The organism is Mycobacterium sp. NGS68 (assembly GCF_059812195.1).
In genome coordinates this window covers 1-17,211 of record NZ_JCALCE010000059.1, presented here as the reverse complement: position 1 = coordinate 17,211, position 17,211 = coordinate 1, and the positions used below count along the sequence as shown (strand labels likewise).

The following is a 17,211-nucleotide window of genomic DNA, read 5'->3' as shown; positions in this document are numbered from 1 at the left end:
AATTGGGGACCTTTACGTCTGCTCGCGCAACCTGGCGACCTCGTGGCGCCAGGCCGCGTCGATGTTGAACGCGGACCCCAGGTCGGGCAATTCGTCCCAGTCGGCGTCGGCGATCTCGCGCAGGGTGCCGCCGGCCGCGCTCACGCGCAACGACATTCGGGCCAGCTCGTCGACGCCGATCGCCTGCAGCACCGCCTGCTGTACGGTCGGCGCGGCGCTGGTGATCCCGTGTCCGCGGCAGATCACCACCGGCCGGCCGCGCATCGCCGCCACCATCTCCTTGCCGAGCCGCGAGTTGCGGATCAGTACCGCGCGTTCGTAGACCGGCACGCCGTCCCGGGCCAGGCGCGCGCCCGGAATGTCGTACGCCCCGTAGATCGGCCGCAGCGCGATGCCGGCCAGATCGGCCGCGACGACGGCGGCAGGGTGCAGGTGCGCGACGGCCCGGTGCCGCGAGTCGGACAGCATGGTTTCGACGTGGATGGGCAGCTCGTTGGGGACGCGATAGCCGTCGAGTTCCCCGTCGGCGCCCGCGCTGCCGTCGAACCGGACCAGGCGGACGTCGCTGGGCCGGGTGAACGCAACCCCGGTGTCGGCATCGCTGCGGCAGCGGACGAGCAGATGGTGCTCGTCGACCCGCAGGCTCAGGTGGCCGAGGGTGCCGTCGACCAGGCCGCGGGAGGCTGCGACCCGGCAGGCCTGCGCCACCAGAGCGCGTTCGGAGTCCAGCGTCATGTCGGTTTCGCCGTGCCGAGGCGGAATCCGCCGTCGGGGTGGACGGTCTCGCCGGTGATCCCGTGCGAGCGGTCCGACGCCAGGAACACGTAACTCCACGCGTGGTCCTCGGCGGACAGCGCGACGTTGAGCGGGGTGCGGGCCGCCATGTCGCGGGCGCGGTCCGGGGTGTCGTCCAGGCGGACGTCGTCCAGGCCCAGGCTGGCCAAGCCGCGCAGGTCGGTGTTCAGCGTGCCGCCGGGGGCCACCCCGTTGACGCGTATCTCCGGCGCCAGCTCGTGTGCCAGCGCGGTGACCAGTCCGCGGACGGCGAACTTCGACGAAACGTACAGCACGCCACCGCGTCCGGGATAGAACGACGACGTCGACTCGGTCAGCACGATCGACGGCCCGGTGCCCGTGCGCAGCCACGGCACCGCCGCCTTGACCGACTGCAGGTGGCTCAGCACGTTGGTCCGGAACATCTCGTCGAACGCGGGGGAGAGGTCGTCGGCGTCGATATCGCCGATGCCGCGGTAGAAGTCGAACACCCCGACGCAGTTGACCAGGGTGTCCAGGCCGCCGTAACTGTCCACCGCGACGTTGACGGCCTGGTCGTTGGCGTGCCGGGTGACGGCGTCGCCTTCGACCACCGGCACCCCGGGAAGCTCGCGGCGCAGCGCGTCGCACTTCTGCCGATCCAGTTCCAGCACAGTGATTCTGGCGTCCTCGGCGAGGTAGGCGTCGATGACGGCCCGGCCGATTCCGGAGCCGCCGCCCACGATCAGCGCCCGCTTGCCGTGCAGCCACCCGGTCATGGCTCTTGCTCGTCGGGCAGCAGCGGGCCGTAAGCGTTGGCGACCATGTCCGTCAGCGTACGGGTGTTCTGCCGGGTCAGGGCCTCGACTTCGAGCGCGTCCAGGCTGATCCACTGACCCGTCCGGGGCACGGTGATCAGCAGCCGCGAGCCGTTGCGGGTGTCGACCCGGCGCACCTGAACCTCGGCGAATTCGTTTGCGACGGTGAGGGGCTCACCGACGGCTCCGGCCAGCAACCGCTCGTACTCCGGGTTCACAGGAACACCGCCAGGTTCTGCATGCGCAGCACCGACTCGTCGGCAATGATCCTGCGGCGGGCCAATTTCCACGTCTGCCCACCGTCACTGGAGCGGAGCAGGTCCTCGCGGCCGCAGGACACCAGGGCGCTCTCGTTGACGTCCCCGCGGCTGCGGAACAGCAACTCGGCGGATTCGACCTCCAGGCAGTCCGGGTCGGCGCATTCGAAAGTGCGCACGTTGGTGATGAAGTGACGCAGCCGCGACGGCGGGTCCTCGGTCCAGGCGTGTTCGGTTTCCAGCCGCGCGACGCGCTGGGTCAGCGAGTACTTGTCTTCGTCGAAATGGGCCATGCCAGGGGAGGTGTCGAAGCCGGCGCCGCGGGCGGTGGTCACGCGGACCGGCATCACGTAGTGAATGTCGTCGGTCAGGGTGTCCAGCCAGGGCCGGTAGTCCTGGGCGTCCAGCAGGTAGGCCTCGTCGACCAGGAATTCGTACGCCCGCAGATGCCGGGCGTCGTCAAATGGCAGCGCTTTTCTCATTGCAGGTAGTCCGCCCACAGTTTGAGCAATTCGCGCTGGTTGTGTTCGTTGTAGCCGACCTGGGCGCGTCCGGGGCCGTGGAACGCCGTGGCGGGCAGCGCGTCGATGACCGGGCGGTCGTCGGCGAGCAGGCCCATCCGGCTGTTCAGCAGCAGCCGTCGGGCCATCGTGCCGCCGGCGGTGGTGGTCAGCGACACCCAGTTCTCCACGTCGTCCTGTTCGAACATGCCGGTGGACCCGAAGCACATCAGATACGCCTTGTACGAGTCCCGCTTGAAGTCCTCGGGAGCGGCGGCGTCCACCGCGAACCACGAGCACACCTCGGTTTCGTTCTCGCTGATCGGCTGCCAGAGCCGAATCGAGATGAACGGCAGCACTTCTCGGTCACCACGATCGTGGACCTTGGGCCAGTTGTGCACGAAGCTCAGATTCGGAAAGCAGGTAGCCGCCGAGATCATGAAGCCGTCCTCGCCGACGACCCGCTGTTGCCTGGGCGACCAGACGTCCTTGATCCGCCCGATCATCTCGTCGGGGTAGCCGACGTAGCGCATCCGCTCCTCGAAGCCGCCCGGCGGCAGCTTGTAGGTGGTGCCGCCGCCGCGGTGTGCCCAGTAAGTGGCGCCGTCCTTGCGCTTCTGGGCCTTGGGCTCGCGGAACAGGCCGATGTCGACGATCGAGGCGTGCGTGTGCGGCGTGTGGTACATGTCGCCGGAGAAATTCTCCGCGCCGATCTTCCAGTTCGCCTTGATCCGCCAGCGCTGGGGCCCGCGCAGCTCGATGCCGTGGGCGCTCTGCTTGGTGTAGAAGTCCAGGTAGAACCGGAAGTCGCCGAGGTAGTCGGACAGCGACTCCGCGGCGGGGTCCAGGTTGATGAACATCAGGCCGTTGTAACTCGCGAAATTGGGTGCGGGCAAAAGGGTTTGGCCGGCCTTGTCGAAGCCCTCGTCGCCGCCGTAGGCGTCGCGGTGGAACGGCAGTCCGGTGAGCCGTCCGTCGTTGCGGTAGCTCCAGCCGTGGTAGGGGCAGCGGAAGTTGGAGGCGTTGCCCAGCTCCGCGCGACACACCTGCATCCCGCGGTGCAGGCACATATTGAAAAAGGCTCGTACATCGCGCGTCGAGCCGCGGGCGATGATGAACGAGTCGTCGAGGACGCGGCGCACCACATAATCGCCGTCCTGTGGGATCTCCGACTCGTGCCCGACGAACATCCACGCCCGGCTGAACAGACGCTCCTTCTCGCGCGCGAACAACTCCCCGTCGTTGTAGATGTGGGCGGGGATCATGCCCTGCCGGATGTTCTCGAAAAGGCTCTCTTCGATGGTGGCCACCGCCTTTCTTCTTGAAAGAAGAATACTCTGCTGTACAGAGATTGCGTGCACTATTGCCGTGGTCAACAGTTGCGGTGGGGTGCTAGGGTTTTTCCAACGGCTATTGAGCTAATTCACAGGTAGCTCACAAGCGCAGATCAGGGGTGACGAGGGGAGCCGAAGTTACGGTGGTCAGGTCGTGATTACCCCCGCGTTCCTTGCCGTGTTCTGGCCCGGTAATCGAGGAAGGATTCGCCATGGTTGATCGGTCACCGCGTGCCGGCGCCCGACTGCAGAATTTCGGGTCGCGGCTGGTGTCGACCATCGGTCGGCAGGAGTGGCTGGATCGCCCCAGCTATCGGCTGGAGCACATGCTGAGCTACGCCTACAACAGCCTGGGCAGTGCGCGTAACCGCGTCACCAATGCGCTGCACGGTGTCTGGCTCGGACATCCGGTGCATCCGCCGCTGGCGTCGCTGACCAGCGGGGCGCTGGGTACGACGGTGGCGTTGGACGCCCTCAGCCTGCTGCCCGGGCGGCCCGCCACCGAGGTCATCGACGCGTCGAGGTTCGCATCCCGCGCCCTCGGGGTGGGGATCCTGGCGAGCGTCGGCTCGGCCGTCACCGGAGTCACCGACTGGCAGCACACCCACGAGAAAGATCGCCGGGTGGGGTTGGTGCACGGCGTGGTGAACCTGCTCGCGACGGCGTTGTACGGGGCGTCGTGGTGGGAACGGCGCCGGGGCCGCCATCGCCGCGGGATCGCGCTGACCGCGCTCGGCTACGGGATCACCGTGGGCGGCAGTTACTTGGGCGGGGCCCTGGTGTTCGAGTCTGGGATCGGGATCGACCAGTCGGGTGAGCGGCTGCGCACCAACGAGTGGACGCCGGTGCTGCCCGCGAGCTCACTGAACGGCAAGCCGGTGCGGGTGGAGGTCGACGGCGTGGGGCTCGTGGTGTGCCAGACCAGGCCCGGTGAGGTCGCGGCGTTCGGCGAGTTCTGTCCGCACCTGGCGGCGCCGATGGCCGACGGCTGGGTCGACCGCGGCCGGATCGTATGCCCTTGGCACGGTTCGTGGTTCGAGGCCGAGTCGGGCGACGTGATCCGTGGCCCCGCCGCGGCGGCGCTGCCGTGCTACGAGGCCCGGCTGGTCGACGGCATTGTCGAGGTCCGCGGCGAGGAGCCGGCCGCAGCAGCGAAAGGAACAGCGAAGTGAACGCCTACGACGTCCTGAAAGACCATCACGTCGTGATCAAGGGGCTGGGCCGCAAGGTCAGTGAGGCGCCGGTAAACAGCGAAGAACGCCACGCCCTGTTCGACGAGATGCTGATCGAGCTCGACATCCATTTCCGCATCGAGGACGACCTGTACTACCCGGCGCTGGGCGCGGCCAGCAAGCTGATCGCCGTCGCGCATGCCGAGCACCGCCAGGTGATCGACCAGCTTTCGGTCCTGCTGAGGACGCCGCAGAGCGCGCCCGGCTACACCGACGAGTGGAACTCGTTCAAGACCGTGCTGGAGGCGCATGCCGACGAGGAGGAGCGCGACATGATTCCCGCTCCGCCAGAGGTGAAGATCACCGACGAGGAGCTCGAGGAGCTGGGCAACAAGATGGCCGCCAAGATCGAGCAGTATCGCGGGTCGGCGGTGCACAAGCTGCGCACGCGGGGGCGGGCGGCGCTGGTCCGCGCGCTGTAGGGGCCGCGCGCCGCACCGACTGCTCCGCGCGTCTCGACTGCTCCGCGTTCCTCGAGTGTGGCGCGCTCCTCGACTGTGGGGGTTATGTACGGATTTGGCTTTCGTCCATATCCCCCACACTCGACGCGGGCTGGTGAGCTCCTAGCCGGGACGACGGCCGATGCCGGCCATCATGACTGGCGTGAAGAGGCGGACATCGTCGCCGAACCGGGCCTCGGCGGCGTTCGCGTCCTCGCGCGTCAGCAGGCCGGCCTCGACGACGGGGTCGCGCAGGCTCACCAGCGACAACCGGAAGAAGTCGAAACCCGGTGAGCTGGAATCGATTATCCGGGCCCGGCCCTCACCGCGGACGTCGGCAAGTCCGACGTCGGCCAGGTCGGCGACGACGTGACGGCCGTAATACCGCTCGAAGCCTGCGCGCCCCATGAACGACAGCACCGCCTCTGTCACCCGCAGCAGTTGCGCGTCTACCCCGTCCATCCCGAACGCGGTCCAGTCGTAGTCCTCGATGACCATCCAGCCGCCCGGGCGCAGCGCGCCGACTAGCCGCCGCAGGATTTCCCGGCGGTCCGAGAGGTGCTCGAACACCAGCCGGGAGTGGATCAGGTCGAACTCGTCGCGGGGGAGTTCTGCGGTGCGAATGTCGGCACGGCGGATCTCGACGTTGTCGCTCGCCAGCGACTCGACGAAGCGCGTGTCGATGTCGACCGCCACCACGTGGGCGCCACGGGAGGCCATCCACTGCACCAGCGACCCGCCGCCCGCGCCGACTTCCAAGCAGCGCCAAGGCTTTTCGGATTCGCCGATGCCGAGCTCGTCGAGCAGCGCCTGAGTGCCGGGGTCCCACAGGCTTTCCATGCCGGTCAGCCGCGTGCGTTCTTCCGCGAAGCCTTGGTCATAGACGTAATCGCGTGTCATGGCTAGACGGTATTCGGCCGTCTGCGGGCGGCTCCAAGGTAGCCTCAATTTTCGTGGACGCCGCGTCGCAAGCCGAGATCAGCGCGGAGATCGCCGCCATATCCGACACAGTGGTCGCCGGCCACGCAGAGCCTCAGCCGCGGCTCGACTACCCGCCGTACCGCAGCAGCGTGCTGCGCCACCCGAAAAGCCCGCTGCTCGTCGTCGACCCGGACGAGATCGAACGCTGGTCGCCGTGCTTCGGGCACCGGGACGTCGCCGCGGCCGAGGCCGACCTGACGGCCGGGCATCCCGGCGAGCCGATCGGGGAGCGCATCATCGTGACCGGGCGGGTGCTCGACGGCTCCGGGCGGCCGGTGGCGGGCCAGCTGGTCGAGGTCTGGCAGGCCAACGCCGCCGGCCGATACCGCCACCAGCTCGACCAGCATCCGGCGCCGCTGGACCCGAACTTCACCGGCGCCGGCCGCTGCCTGACCGGGCCCGACGGCAGCTACCGCTTCCTGACCGTCAAGCCCGGCCCGTACCCATGGCGAAATCATCGAAATGCCTGGCGGCCGGCGCACATTCACTTCTCGGTGTTCGGCACCGCGTTCACGCAGCGGCTGGTCACGCAGATGTACTTTCCAGCCGACCCATTGTTCGGCCTGGACCCGATCTTCCAGTCCGTCGTCGACCCCGCCGCCCGCCGGCGGCTGATCGCCCGATACGACCACGACCTCACCGAGCCCGAGTACGCCACCGGCTACCGGTGGGACATCGTGCTGTCGGGCGGCGGCCGGACCCCGACCGAGGATGGCCCTGGTGAGTGAATTGCCTTGCACCCCAGGTCAAACGGTCGGGCCGTTCTTCGGGATGGTGCTGCCCTACGACGGTGGCGCCGCCCTGGTCGACGACGCCCACCCCGACGCCGTCGCGCTGCACGGGACCGTGTACGACGGTGCGGGTCGACCGGTTCCCGACGCGCTGGTCGAGCTGTGGCAGCCCGACGGCGCCGGTCACGTTGTGCGACAAGCCCGTGACGGCTTCACCGGCTGGGGCCGCGCCGCCACCGACGCCGAGGGTCGTTACGCCTTCACCACGGTGCGGCCCGGTGCTGCTCGCGCACCATTCTGGGCCCTCACGATCTTCGCGCGCGGCCTGCTGAACCGGCTGTTCACCCGCGCCTACCTGCCGGACGCCTGGACCGCGGACCCGCTGCTGTCCGCCCTCGACGCCGCCCGACGGGCCACCCTGCTGTGCGTCGCCGACAACGGCTACCGTTTCGACATCCACCTCCAGGGACCCAACGAGACGGTATTTCTGGCCTACCGAGACGATCCGCGATGACGAACCTGCTGTGGCCCGGCGACGAACGCGCGGGCGACCTCATGACGGACCAGGCGCTGCTGCGATCGATGATCGCCGTGGAATCCGCCTGGCTGGACGCCCTGGCCGGCGCCGGCTTGGCGCCGGCCGACGGCGCGGACCTGCGGCACCTGATCGTCGACCGCGACTGCGAGCCGCTCGCGGTCGCCGCGGAGGACGGCGGCAACCCCGTCATCGGCCTGGTCGCGCTGCTGCGCCAGCGGGCCACCCCAGCGGTCGCGCCGTGGATCCACCGCGGTCTGACCAGCCAGGACGTCCTGGACACCGGACTGATGCTGGCGTTGCGCGACGTCCTGGACCGCTTGACATCGCTGCTCGCCGAACAGATCTCGGCGCTATCGTCGCTCGCGACCGAGCACCGGGTCACGCCCATGGTGGCCCGCACGCTGACCCAGCACGCGGCCCCGACGACGTTCGGCGCCAAGGCCGCGACCTGGCTCGACGGCGTGGTCGATGCCTACCGGCAGCTCACCGCGCTGGACACCCCGGCGCAGCTCGGCGGGGCCGTCGGGACTTGGGCCGCCACCACGGAATTGGCGACCTTACTGGGCGCCGCGGACGCGCCGGCAATCGCCGAGAACGTGATGCGCAGGGCCGCAGCCACGTTGGGACTGGACGCCCGCCCGCCGTGGCACACCGCCCGGGCGCCGGTCACCGCCGCGGCCGACGCCCTCACCGGCTGCACCGACAGCTGGGGCCGCATCGCCAACGACGTCGTGACCTTGTCCCGCCCGGAGATCGGCGAGCTGAGCGAGCCCACCACCGAGACGCGCGGCGGCTCGTCGTCGATGCCGCACAAGCGCAATCCGGTGTTGTCCATCCTGATTCGGCGCGCCGCCGTCGCCGCGCCGCCGTTGGCCGCGACGCTGCACACCGCCGCCGCCCTGGCCGACGACGAACGTCCCGACGGCGCGTGGCACGCGGAATGGGACACGCTGCGCACGCTGGCCCGCCGGACCGTCGTCGCCGGCTCGCAGTGCGCCGAACTCCTGGCCGGCCTGCGGGTGCATCCCGACCGGATGGCCGAAAACCTGCGCGCCACCGATGTTCTCGGCGAGCAGCGCGCGGTGGCCGAATTGGTGGGCAAGGCCCCGTCGGCAACCTACATCGGCGCCGTCGACCGGCTGATCGACCAGAGCCTCGAACGCGCCCGTCGGGCGGTCGATTAGCGGTCGATGCTGCGCAGGATGTCGGTCTTCGCGGACACGGTTTCGTCGCCCAGCACCTCGTACACCCGCAGCGCCCGCTTGCGGCCCTTGACCTTTACCGGCGGCAGCTCGCGCACCACGAAGATCCTGCCGCAGGCGTCGTAGCACTCCTGGGTGATCAGCACCTGCGTCTTCATCTCCCGATTGAGCGACTCGACGCGGCTCGCCGCGTTGACCGTATCGCCGATCACGGTGTACTCCATCTTGCGGTCGGAGCCGATGTTCCCCGCGATCAGCGGGCCGGTGTGCAGGCCGATGCCGATCGCGATCTCTACGCCGCGGCGCTTGCGCTGCTGCTCGTTGAAGCGCTCGACCTCCTCGATCATCCGCAGCGCCGAACGCACGGCGCGGGCAGCGTCGTCGGGCTTGGGCACCGGCGCCCCGAAGACGGCCATGACGGCGTCGCCGATGAACTTATCGACGATCCCGCCCTCGTCGAAGACGATGTCGACCATGCGCTGCAGGTAGTCGTTGAGGAAGCCGACCACCGCCTCCGGCGGCAGGCTCTCGCTGATCGACGTGAAGCCGCGAATGTCGCTGAACAGCACGGTGGCCTCGATCTTGGCGGAAAGCCGTCCGCCGTCCTTCATCTTCAGCGCCTCGCGCACGACATCGGCGGGCACGTACTTCTGGAACATCTGGCGGACGCTCTTCTCGGCCTCGCGCGACTCGGCCACCTCGTCGAACAGCCGGGCGTTCTCGATGGCGATGGCCGCCTGGTCGGCGAAGGCGTGTAACAGATTCTGCGACTCCTCGTTGAACTTGGCCTCGGCGACCTTGCTGTCCACGTAGAGCGCGCCGAGGATGCGCTCCTTCAGGCGCAGCGGCACGCAGATCAGCGAGCGCACCTCGAGCGCCATGATGGACCGCGAGCTGGACAGCGCGGACGGCGCATCGATCGTCAGCACCGGTTCGCCCGTCGTGGTCACGCTGTCGAGCACCGAGCGCGAGATCAGCTGTGCCGGGTTGGCGATGTCTGTCTTGTCGCGGTTGCGCGCCACCCGGAAGTCGAGCAGGCCGTCCTGCACCAGGATCAGGAACCCGCGCTCGGCCCCGATCAGCTCGACGCCCTTGTCGACGATCGTCCCGAGGACGCTGGCCATGTCGAGCTCGCTGTTGACGGCCTTGGTGATCTCGATCAGCGCCGAGAATTTGCGCAGCTTGTGGCTGGTGGCGCCCTGGTTGTCCGCGCCCTGGCCGGGCGCCGTCCTGGGCCGCGCGCTGAGCTGGCCGGGAGCGCGGTCGTCGGGCACAAAGTAGAGCACCGTCGCGCCGAGCTGGACGCGATCACCCGCGCGCAGCGTGTGCTCGGTCACCAGCATGTTGTTCACGAACGATCCGTTGAAACTGCCCAGGTCCAACAGTCGCCAGTTCGCGCCGCTGCGCCGGAACTCGCAGTGGCGCCGCGACAGGCCGGGGTCGTCGAGCCACAGGGTGTTGTCCGGCGCGCGGCCGACACTGGTCGCGTCATCACTCAGCTCGAAGACCTGGTGCTGGTCTCCACGCAGGATGATCAACTTGGCCAACGGAGTCCTTCGGACATGCGCCCAGGTTATTGCCTTGACGCCGGCGTGCGTAGCGCCGGGCGCGCGGGGTGAGCCAGATTTCGGCGTCGAGTCTGATGCCAGCGTCACGTTCGGCGCCGAGTGTGATGCCAGCGGCACGTTGGGCTTCCCCTGATTTTTGCCCTCGCGCCGCTGGCTAATCGCTGGCTATATTGGGCCACGGGGGTTTGGCTCTAGTTCATTTGTGGGTAATACCTAGCTCACTGTGATCCTGCATGGGCAAGGGGGGGTTCTAGTGACCGCGGGATACTTAACCGACGCGAACGACATCGATACGACGGCGGATTGGTCGCAGACAGCCGCCGAGCCGCTGGGGGGCGAGCAACGGTCGGGCAGTTCGCTGGATCAAAGTGAAGTGCACCGGACGTACTACGGCATCGTGTCGCTGATGCACGACGCGCTGAGCGGCGGCGAGCGGATCGCCGACCCAATCCGCCTGGCCGAGCAGCAACGGGCGGTTCGCCAACTGCTGGGTGACTAGCCGGGTTTGTGGGCGACGATCGCGACGGCCGTCAGCCGGTCGCGATGCTTGCGGAATGTCCGGCGCATCGCCAGCACCCGCTTGCGCGCGTCGGGCTGAGTAAGCACATTGCGGGCAAACCGCAGCGCACCGAACAGGCCCTCGTCGGCGATCACCCGACGTGGTTCCAGCAGCGCCATCGGGGCGGTCGCGACATGGTCGACGACGAGCCCGTGCCCGGCCAGCAGCTGCGACCATTCCGCCACCGTGAGCGGGCGCGCGTTGACCTTGATCGACCGGGCCAGCGACTGGCGGATGTCGGTGCTGATCTCCTCGTCGACGTCGTCGGGCGTCAGCGCCAGCTCGTGGATCGCGTAGCGGCCGTTGGGCCGAAGCACCCGGGCGGCCTCGGCGACGATCGCGTGCTTGGCGGCATCGCCCTGCATTGTCAGCATCGCCTCGCCGATGACGACGTCGGAGCTGGCCTCGGGCAATCCGGTGTCCGACGCGTCCGCGACCCTGACCTCACCGTGCCCGGCCACGACGTTGCGGACCAGCGCGGCCGCGTCGGCGTCGGCTTCCGCGCCGACGTAGGACTTCGGGCGCCGGGACAGGATCTCGGTGGCGGTGCGGCCCAGGCCGGGCGCCAACTCGACCACGTCGGCGCCGGTCACCTCCGCACGGGCCAGCAGGGTGCGGGTGAGCTCGACGCCGCCGGGACGCAGCACCCGCTTGCCCAGGCGTGCCAGCAGCCAGTGACCCTGGACGTTCTCGTCGGCGCGATTCGACGCCGGCAGGGGCGACTTCCGGTCGGTCATCCGTGTGCCTTCCCGAGCGGTGCTTCCAATACCAGCGCCTGGCGCCGCTGATGCACGGTGATGTAGCGCAAACCCTCGGGGCCGGCGTCGATCTGACGGCGTGAGCGTCGCGGCAGCCACACCAACGCGCCGGGGGAGAGATCGATTGTGCGCATTTCGGTCGTCAGTCTGCCACTGCCGGACAGCACCTGGATCAACACATCGACGTCGGGGCCGTAGTGCGCGCCGATTCCGCCGTCGGACGGCAAGGCGATGACGTTGAGGTCCAGATCGCGCTCGCTGCCCTGCAGCTTCCACACCGCGCCCGTCACGTCCGGCTCCCGCTGGGCGCTGGCGATCAGATCTTTCGTGTCGGCCAGGATCCGCGGCAGGGGGGTGGAGGTGAGCTTGGTGATGCGGATCCGCCACACCTCGGGACCGTCGTCGAGGTACTCCCAGCCGTAGCTGCCGGGGTGGTCCACGTCGAACTCGGCGCGCAGGTGCTTGGGGTCGTGGTTGTTCACCAGCACGAACGAGTCGCCGACCTCCAGTGCGGCATACGTCGCGAAGATCGTCGGGTGCTTGTCTGGCTTGCGCAGCTGACGGACGTCAAGTTCGCTGTGGGCCACGGAGTTTCTCCCGGTCAGTAGTTTTCACAACGTATATTGTGTAAACTTTAGCGCATGGTAAACGCGGTCGGAAGCCTGGCATCTACCTGGCAAATGCATCGGCTGATGCGCATGTGAACCCGGGTGCGGGCTCGATGCGATTTACTACGAGGAACACCCGCCCGACGCGTCATAACCGGGGGCCAGGACGCAGCGACGATGCCGAAGGAGCGTGACCGACATTAAGGTCAACGGAGAGAACCCGGGTCGCCGTCGTGGTGTGCTGCGGATCCTGCGCGCGTCGTCGGCTCCGATGAGCATCATCGAAATCGCCGACAAGCTGAGCGTGCATCCCAACACCGTGCGCTTCCATCTCGACGGCCTGGTCGCGGACGGGCAAGTGGAGCAGGTCGAGCCGGGCCGCCGCGGTCCGGGCCGCCCGCCGCTGATGTTCCGCGCGGTCCGACAGATGGATCGTGGCGGGACGCGGCACTACAAGCTGCTCGCCGAGATCCTCAGCCTGAGCTTGGCCGCCGACGACGACGCGAGCGCCAAGGCGCAGGCCGCCGGGCGCGCCTGGGGGCTTAAGACGGAATCGGAGCTGGAACCGGTGGCCAGCGCCGCGGATGCCGTCGAGCGACTCGTCGACGTGCTCGACGACCTCGGTTTCGCCCCCGAGGTCCGGACGTCCGACGGCGAGCAACAGGTCGGCCTGCGACACTGTCCGTTCCTGGAGCTGGCCGAGGCCGGCAGCCGCATCGTGTGCCCCGTCCACCTCGGGCTGATGCAGGGCACCCTGGAAACCTGGGCGGCGCCCGTCACGGTCGACCGGCTCGAACCGTTCGTCGAACCGGATCTGTGCCTGGCCCACCTCAAGCCGGTCGGGGCCGGCAGGTGACTGCCGGACCGGCGATCGCGGTGGCGGTGACCTTCGTCTGGCTGGGCATGGTGCTGGCCATCTCGTTCCTCGAGGCGCCGCTGAAGTTTCGGGCGCCGGGCGTCACCCTGCAGGTCGGGCTGGGGATCGGGCGGCTGGTCTTTCGTGCGCTCAACACCGTCGAGGTCGCGTTCGCCCTGGTCATCCTCGCGGTCGTGGTGTCCGGCCCGGCGCCGCTGCGGATCACGGTCGCGTTCGCCGTCGCGTTCTTCGCGCTGGCCGTCCAGCTGATTGCGGTGCGTCCGCGCCTGACCCGCCGCTCCGACGAGGTGCTGGCCGGCACCGAGGGGCCCCGCTCCCGCGGTCACCACGCATACATCGCGCTGGAGACGGTCAAGGTCGTGGCGGTCCTCGTCGCGGGGATACTGCTACTAACCGCGTGAGAGGACCGTCCAATGGAATCTGTTTCGCTAACCGCCCTGGCCGCCGACAAGCTGGCGGAGGCGAAGAAGTCGCATAGCGGGCGGGCCGCACACACCATCCACGGCGGCCACACCCACGAGCTGCGCCAGACGGTGCTCGCGCTGCTGGCCGGCCACGAGCTCGCCGAACACGAAAGCCCGGGCGAGGCGACGCTGCAGGTGTTGCAGGGGCACGTGCGCCTGACCGCCGGCGACGACGCGTGGGACGGCAAGGCCGGTGACTACGTGGCGATTCCGCCGCGGCGGCACGCGCTGCACGCCGTCGAGGATTCCGTGGTGATGTTGACCGTGCTGAAGTCGCAGCCCGGCGCATCGCATTAGTGGCGATCGCGACGGCGTGGTCAAGCGGCTTCGGCCTGCGGGTGCCGATCGTCAACGCGCCGATGGGCGGCGTGGCGGGGGGCCGGCTGGCCGCCGCGGTGACCGCAGCTGGTGGTCTGGGCATGGTCGGCATGGGCAGCGTCGCGACCAGGACGACGCTGGCGGGCGAGCTGCGGCAGGTGAGCGGCCGGTTCGGCATCGGGCTGGTGGACTGGGTGATGCGCCGCGAGGCCGGGCTGCTCGAGGACGCCCTGGCCGCGCGGCCGGCGCTGCTGTCGGTCAGCTTCGGCACCGACTGGTCCTGGGTCGCTGCGGCGCATGACGCCGGAATCCCTACTGTCACACAGGTTTACGACGCCCGCGGCGCGCTAGAGGCGGCCGACGCCGGCGTCGACGTCCTGGTTGCGCGCGGGGCCGAAGGCGGGGGACACGGTGACGTGCGGCTCGCGACGCTGCCGCTGCTGGACGCTGTGTTGGATGCCGTGTCGGTGCCGGTGCTGGCCGGCGGCGGGATCGCCTCGCCGCGCAGCCTGGCCGCGGTGCTGGCCGCGGGCGCCGCGGGGGCGTGGGTCGGCACCCGGCTGGCGGCCTGCCCCGAGGCGCTGACCGGCGACGACGGGCGTCGGGCCTTGATCGCGGCGCAGGGCGCCGACACCCGGGTGACGCGCGTCGTCGACGTCGCCAACGGGCTGCCCTGGCCGCGCCGGTACCCGTCGCGCGTGCTGGACAACGAGTTCGTCGCGCGCTGGACGGGACGCGAAGAGGCACTGGCCGCTGACCCGTCGGCCCGCGCGGAGGTGGCGGCCGCGGGTGCCGTCGACGCCGGTCAGGGCGTCGGGATGATCGGCGACGCGGCGACGGTCGGCGAGGTCATCGCGTCGATGTGCGCGGGCGCGCAGCGGTTGCTCGCCGCGTGGAGCGCCTCGGGGCCGTGACGGCTCGCCGCGATTGGTCTCGTCCGGAATTCGGCCGTAACAGGGTGAACCTGCGTCCGGCCTGCGATGCTTTCTCGCATCCACGCGAGCTTTAATGGGTGACCCAGGAGCTAGGAATGTCGGTTCGATTCGATACCAGCGCGCTTATCGAAGTCAGCGTGGACGGAATCGTGGGCTGGTGGCATCCGCACTACGGCGAGCAGGTGACCATCTGGGCGTTTGACAGGGTCCTCGACTTGCCGGCGAGGGTACGAGACGTCGGACACCTGTACCACGACCTTGCCGTGAGATCGGCGCATGTCGGCTGTCTGATCGAGGCGGACTTAACGACGATTGGCGGCGTCCTAGCTGTCTACCGATTGTTGAAATTGCCGCTGCCCGACGCGCCGTCCGGCCAAGCGTTTCTCGGGCACTTCTGCATCCCCAAGGCCGACAGGTGCATGGTGATCAAGATTCAGGCCGCCGAGCACGGCACCACCGGTTTTCGGGAAGCGGTGTTGATGGACCAGATCGGCTTTGAGCGGTGGGTCATGCCACATCCCTACGCGCCAGAAATAAACGGACGCTTGCCTTTTCACGCCGGGGATGATCCCAGGTTCGACTCACTGTTTCCCGAGCATCCCTTGACCCGGGTGCGCGCTTGTTCGCAGCACGTCGCCCGCACTGCATCGGTAGATCCGGACTTCGCCGCGCTACCCGATTTTCCGCTGTTCGCAACATAGGTGCGTGACGCTCGGCTTCAGACCGCGCGCAGGTACCGCTTGGCCGCGTAGCGCTGCAGCACGGGCACCACCGGGCCCCCGAGCCTGGTCAGCCAGCCCCCGGGCCGGGAGAACGCCGACACCTCCGCGTAAACCGCGGAGGTGTTCGGGTCCCGGCGCACCGAGAACCGCTCCTCGCCGCATTCCGGATGGCCGGGCAGGGTGCCGTAGGCGAAGCCGCGTTCGTCGGGCTCGTCGACGACGTACACCACGCGGCACGGCGCGTGCAGCACGCCCAGCATTGTGACCACGACGATCGCCGAGACGACGACCTCCTCCGAGCTGGCCTGCACCCCCAGGCCGGCGCCGCGCTGCATGCCCCAGTGCATGACGGCATCGGCGGCGCGCTCGAAACGCTCGTCGCCGGTGCCGATCTGCGCGGACGCGCTGAGGTGCTTGTAGCCCGCGGGGAGTTGGGCGGCCGCGGTGGCGCCCACTTCTTGGTAGGTCAGCGGCTTCTCGGCGAGCGCATCCAGGTCCACAGCCACAGCTTGCCACGCGTACCGTCGTACAGGTGACCGCGCAAGCATCCGGAACATTTACCCTCGGCGGCGATTTGACCGTCAACCGGCTCGGTTTCGGCGCGATGCGCCTGACCGGCAAGGGCGTGTGGGGGCCGCCGGCCGACCGCGACGAATGTGTGCGGGTGCTGCGGCGTGCCGCCGAACTCGGCGTGAACTTCATCGACACCGCGGACTCCTACGGGCCGTACATCTCCGAGGACATAATCCGCGAGGCGCTCTACCCGTATGACGGGCTGGTGATCGCGACCAAGGCCGGGCTGCTGCGGACCGGTCCCGACGTGTGGATCCCGCTGGGCAACCCGAGCTATCTGCGACAGGAGCTGGAGATGAGCCTGCGGCGGCTGGCCGTCGAGACCATCGACCTCTTCCAGCTGCACCGCGTCGACCCGAACTTCCCGCTGGCCGATCAGGTCGGCGAGCTGCTGACGCTGAAGAACGAGGGCAAGATCCGTCATATCGGGCTGTCCGAGGTCGACGTCGATCAGCTCAAGGCGGCCCAGCAGATCGCGCCGATCGTCTCGGTGCAGAACATGTACAACCTCGCGGCGCGGGGCTCCGAGCCGTTGCTGGACTTCGCGACCGACGAGGGCATCGGCTTCATTCCGTGGTTCCCGCTGGCCGCCGGGCCGCTGGCCGCCCCCGACGGACCCCTGCAGCGGGTGGCCGGCGAGCACGACGCCACGGCGGGGCAGCTGGCGCTGGCCTGGCTGCTAAAGCGCTCTCCGGTGATGCTGCCGATTCCCGGCACGTCGAAGGTGGCGCACCTCGAGGAGAACGTCGCCGCAGCCGAGATCTCGCTCAGCGACGCTGAATTCGACGAGCTGTCGCTCGCAGGTACGCAGCAGACCGTGTAGCGCGGTCGGGTCAGGGGTCTGCGCGCCGATGTCGCGTGGCCGTCGCCGAATGTCGGATTACTGCACGGGAACCGCGGGTGAGCGTGGCTCAACCCGACACTGCACGGCGGGACATTGCGTGGCCGGGGCTCCGCTTGGCCGAGTGTGGGGTTGAGGCACGGGAAACAGCGCACTTGCGGCCGCTCGCCCGGGGCTGATCCTGCATTTTGCGGCCGCTCGC

Annotated in this window: 22 protein-coding genes; 12 read left to right on the top strand and 10 right to left on the bottom strand. The window is 68.9% G+C overall.

Annotated features, from left to right (window positions below; genetic code table 11):
• Positions 1-12: 12 nt before the first annotated feature.
• The 5 genes from phtC to AC5Y5V_RS30480 are packed head-to-tail and all read right to left on the bottom strand — an operon-like array spanning position 13 to position 3,593.
• Complete coding sequence (phtC, locus tag AC5Y5V_RS30500; protein WP_499942693.1) at positions 13-735, bottom strand: 3,4-dihydroxyphthalate decarboxylase; 723 nt, start codon at positions 733-735, stop codon at positions 13-15.
• Positions 732-1,532 (bottom strand): 3-(cis-5,6-dihydroxycyclohexa-1,3-dien-1-yl)propanoate dehydrogenase, encoded by an 801-nt coding sequence (gene hcaB / locus AC5Y5V_RS30495; protein WP_499942691.1) that lies wholly within the window; start codon positions 1,530-1,532, stop codon positions 732-734. The genes phtC and hcaB overlap by 4 nt, the downstream gene beginning before the upstream one ends.
• The gene (locus tag AC5Y5V_RS30490) at positions 1,529-1,789 is read right to left on the bottom strand and encodes a dihydrodiol dehydrogenase (protein ID WP_499942690.1); all 261 of its coding nucleotides are present in this window, start codon (positions 1,787-1,789) and stop codon (positions 1,529-1,531) included. The genes hcaB and AC5Y5V_RS30490 overlap by 4 nt, the downstream gene beginning before the upstream one ends.
• Entirely contained in the window at positions 1,786-2,310 is a 525-nt protein-coding gene (locus AC5Y5V_RS30485) for a 3-phenylpropionate/cinnamic acid dioxygenase subunit beta (protein ID WP_499942688.1), read from the bottom strand. The genes AC5Y5V_RS30490 and AC5Y5V_RS30485 overlap by 4 nt, the downstream gene beginning before the upstream one ends.
• Positions 2,307-3,593, bottom strand: a complete 1,287-nt coding sequence (locus tag AC5Y5V_RS30480; RefSeq protein ID WP_499942697.1) for an aromatic ring-hydroxylating dioxygenase subunit alpha — start codon at positions 3,591-3,593, stop codon at positions 2,307-2,309. The genes AC5Y5V_RS30485 and AC5Y5V_RS30480 overlap by 4 nt, the downstream gene beginning before the upstream one ends.
• A 281-nt stretch (positions 3,594-3,874) precedes the next feature.
• On the opposite strand from AC5Y5V_RS30480, the gene AC5Y5V_RS30475 reads away from it, so the two are divergent.
• Positions 3,875-4,834 carry a Rieske (2Fe-2S) protein gene (locus AC5Y5V_RS30475; protein ID WP_499942687.1) on the top strand — a complete coding sequence of 320 codons (960 nt, stop codon included), beginning with the start codon at positions 3,875-3,877 and terminating at the stop codon, positions 4,832-4,834.
• Positions 4,831-5,316: a hemerythrin domain-containing protein gene (locus AC5Y5V_RS30470; protein WP_499942685.1), complete on the top strand. Its 486-nt coding sequence runs from the start codon at positions 4,831-4,833 to the stop codon at positions 5,314-5,316. The genes AC5Y5V_RS30475 and AC5Y5V_RS30470 overlap by 4 nt, the downstream gene beginning before the upstream one ends.
• Before the next feature lie 141 nt (positions 5,317-5,457).
• On the opposite strand, the gene AC5Y5V_RS30465 is transcribed toward AC5Y5V_RS30470, so the two are convergent.
• Positions 5,458-6,234: a class I SAM-dependent methyltransferase gene (locus tag AC5Y5V_RS30465; RefSeq protein WP_499942684.1), complete on the bottom strand. Its 777-nt coding sequence runs from the start codon at positions 6,232-6,234 to the stop codon at positions 5,458-5,460.
• 47 nt (positions 6,235-6,281) lie between these two features.
• On the opposite strand from AC5Y5V_RS30465, the gene pcaH reads away from it, so the two are divergent.
• From pcaH to AC5Y5V_RS30450, 3 genes are read left to right on the top strand one after another with little or no spacing between them, the layout of a single operon-like run.
• Complete coding sequence (pcaH, locus tag AC5Y5V_RS30460; protein ID WP_499942695.1) at positions 6,282-7,043, top strand: protocatechuate 3,4-dioxygenase subunit beta; 762 nt, start codon at positions 6,282-6,284, stop codon at positions 7,041-7,043.
• The gene (gene pcaG / locus AC5Y5V_RS30455) at positions 7,036-7,560 is read left to right on the top strand and encodes a protocatechuate 3,4-dioxygenase subunit alpha (RefSeq protein ID WP_499942682.1); all 525 of its coding nucleotides are present in this window, start codon (positions 7,036-7,038) and stop codon (positions 7,558-7,560) included. The genes pcaH and pcaG overlap by 8 nt, the downstream gene beginning before the upstream one ends.
• A complete protein-coding gene (locus AC5Y5V_RS30450) occupies positions 7,557-8,768 on the top strand; it encodes a lyase family protein (protein WP_499942680.1) in 1,212 nt (403 codons plus the stop codon). The genes pcaG and AC5Y5V_RS30450 overlap by 4 nt, the downstream gene beginning before the upstream one ends.
• Here AC5Y5V_RS30450 and AC5Y5V_RS30445 read toward each other — a convergent pair.
• Positions 8,765-10,333, bottom strand: coding sequence for an adenylate/guanylate cyclase domain-containing protein (locus tag AC5Y5V_RS30445; protein WP_499942678.1), 1,569 nt, complete (start codon positions 10,331-10,333; stop codon positions 8,765-8,767). The two genes, AC5Y5V_RS30450 and AC5Y5V_RS30445, sit on opposite strands and share 4 nt — an antisense overlap.
• Before the next feature lie 274 nt (positions 10,334-10,607).
• Between AC5Y5V_RS30445 and AC5Y5V_RS30440 the strand changes: the two genes are divergently transcribed.
• Positions 10,608-10,853 (top strand): hypothetical protein, encoded by a 246-nt coding sequence (locus AC5Y5V_RS30440; protein ID WP_499942677.1) that lies wholly within the window; start codon positions 10,608-10,610, stop codon positions 10,851-10,853.
• On the opposite strand, the gene AC5Y5V_RS30435 is transcribed toward AC5Y5V_RS30440, so the two are convergent.
• Together AC5Y5V_RS30435 and AC5Y5V_RS30430 are read right to left on the bottom strand one after the other, a co-directional pair.
• Entirely contained in the window at positions 10,850-11,650 is an 801-nt protein-coding gene (locus AC5Y5V_RS30435; RefSeq protein WP_499942675.1) for a class I SAM-dependent methyltransferase, read from the bottom strand. The two genes, AC5Y5V_RS30440 and AC5Y5V_RS30435, sit on opposite strands and share 4 nt — an antisense overlap.
• Positions 11,647-12,258, bottom strand: coding sequence for a DUF2249 domain-containing protein (locus tag AC5Y5V_RS30430; RefSeq protein WP_499942673.1), 612 nt, complete (start codon positions 12,256-12,258; stop codon positions 11,647-11,649). Before AC5Y5V_RS30430 ends, AC5Y5V_RS30435 begins: the two co-directional genes overlap by 4 nt.
• Positions 12,259-12,469: 211 nt before the next feature.
• Between AC5Y5V_RS30430 and AC5Y5V_RS30425 the strand changes: the two genes are divergently transcribed.
• The 5 genes from AC5Y5V_RS30425 (at position 12,470) to AC5Y5V_RS30405 (ending at position 15,574) form a co-directional block, all read left to right on the top strand.
• A complete protein-coding gene (locus tag AC5Y5V_RS30425) occupies positions 12,470-13,135 on the top strand; it encodes a helix-turn-helix transcriptional regulator (RefSeq protein WP_499942671.1) in 666 nt (221 codons plus the stop codon).
• Positions 13,132-13,557 (top strand): hypothetical protein, encoded by a 426-nt coding sequence (locus AC5Y5V_RS30420; RefSeq protein WP_499942669.1) that lies wholly within the window; start codon positions 13,132-13,134, stop codon positions 13,555-13,557. Before AC5Y5V_RS30425 ends, AC5Y5V_RS30420 begins: the two co-directional genes overlap by 4 nt.
• A gap of 12 nt (positions 13,558-13,569) precedes the next feature.
• Positions 13,570-13,917, top strand: coding sequence for a cupin domain-containing protein (locus tag AC5Y5V_RS30415; RefSeq protein WP_499942667.1), 348 nt, complete (start codon positions 13,570-13,572; stop codon positions 13,915-13,917).
• 62 nt (positions 13,918-13,979) lie between these two features.
• On the top strand, positions 13,980-14,852 hold the full coding sequence (locus AC5Y5V_RS30410) for an NAD(P)H-dependent flavin oxidoreductase (RefSeq protein WP_499942694.1): 873 nt from the start codon (positions 13,980-13,982) through the stop codon (positions 14,850-14,852).
• Between the two features lie 116 nt (positions 14,853-14,968).
• Entirely contained in the window at positions 14,969-15,574 is a 606-nt protein-coding gene (locus AC5Y5V_RS30405) for a hypothetical protein (protein WP_499942666.1), read from the top strand.
• Positions 15,575-15,591: 17 nt separating this feature from the next.
• On the opposite strand, the gene AC5Y5V_RS30400 is transcribed toward AC5Y5V_RS30405, so the two are convergent.
• Complete coding sequence (locus tag AC5Y5V_RS30400; protein WP_499942665.1) at positions 15,592-16,095, bottom strand: DUF1990 domain-containing protein; 504 nt, start codon at positions 16,093-16,095, stop codon at positions 15,592-15,594.
• A gap of 32 nt (positions 16,096-16,127) precedes the next feature.
• Here AC5Y5V_RS30400 and AC5Y5V_RS30395 point away from each other — a divergent pair, with 32 nt between their 5' ends.
• Complete coding sequence (locus tag AC5Y5V_RS30395) at positions 16,128-16,991, top strand: aldo/keto reductase (RefSeq protein ID WP_499942663.1); 864 nt, start codon at positions 16,128-16,130, stop codon at positions 16,989-16,991.
• Positions 16,992-17,211 lie beyond the last annotated feature (220 nt).

What these genes read in the sequence shown, in the direction of transcription:
- phtC (WP_499942693.1), bottom strand. Translation starts at nt 735, where the DNA reads ATGACGCTGGACTCCGAACGCGCTCTGGTGGCGCAGGCCTGCCGGGTC.
- hcaB (WP_499942691.1), bottom strand. Translation starts at nt 1,532, where the DNA reads ATGACCGGGTGGCTGCACGGCAAGCGGGCGCTGATCGTGGGCGGCGGC.
- AC5Y5V_RS30485 (WP_499942688.1), bottom strand. Translation starts at nt 2,310, where the DNA reads ATGAGAAAAGCGCTGCCATTTGACGACGCCCGGCATCTGCGGGCGTAC.
- AC5Y5V_RS30480 (WP_499942697.1), bottom strand. Translation starts at nt 3,593, where the DNA reads ATGATCCCCGCCCACATCTACAACGACGGGGAGTTGTTCGCGCGCGAG.
- AC5Y5V_RS30475 (WP_499942687.1), top strand. Translation starts at nt 3,875, where the DNA reads ATGGTTGATCGGTCACCGCGTGCCGGCGCCCGACTGCAGAATTTCGGG.
- AC5Y5V_RS30465 (WP_499942684.1), bottom strand. Translation starts at nt 6,234, where the DNA reads ATGACACGCGATTACGTCTATGACCAAGGCTTCGCGGAAGAACGCACG.
- AC5Y5V_RS30450 (WP_499942680.1), top strand. Translation starts at nt 7,557, where the DNA reads ATGACGAACCTGCTGTGGCCCGGCGACGAACGCGCGGGCGACCTCATG.
- AC5Y5V_RS30435 (WP_499942675.1), bottom strand. Translation starts at nt 11,650, where the DNA reads ATGACCGACCGGAAGTCGCCCCTGCCGGCGTCGAATCGCGCCGACGAG.
- AC5Y5V_RS30415 (WP_499942667.1), top strand. Translation starts at nt 13,570, where the DNA reads ATGGAATCTGTTTCGCTAACCGCCCTGGCCGCCGACAAGCTGGCGGAG.
- AC5Y5V_RS30410 (WP_499942694.1), top strand. Translation starts at nt 13,980, where the DNA reads ATGGGCGGCGTGGCGGGGGGCCGGCTGGCCGCCGCGGTGACCGCAGCT.
- AC5Y5V_RS30405 (WP_499942666.1), top strand. Translation starts at nt 14,969, where the DNA reads ATGTCGGTTCGATTCGATACCAGCGCGCTTATCGAAGTCAGCGTGGAC.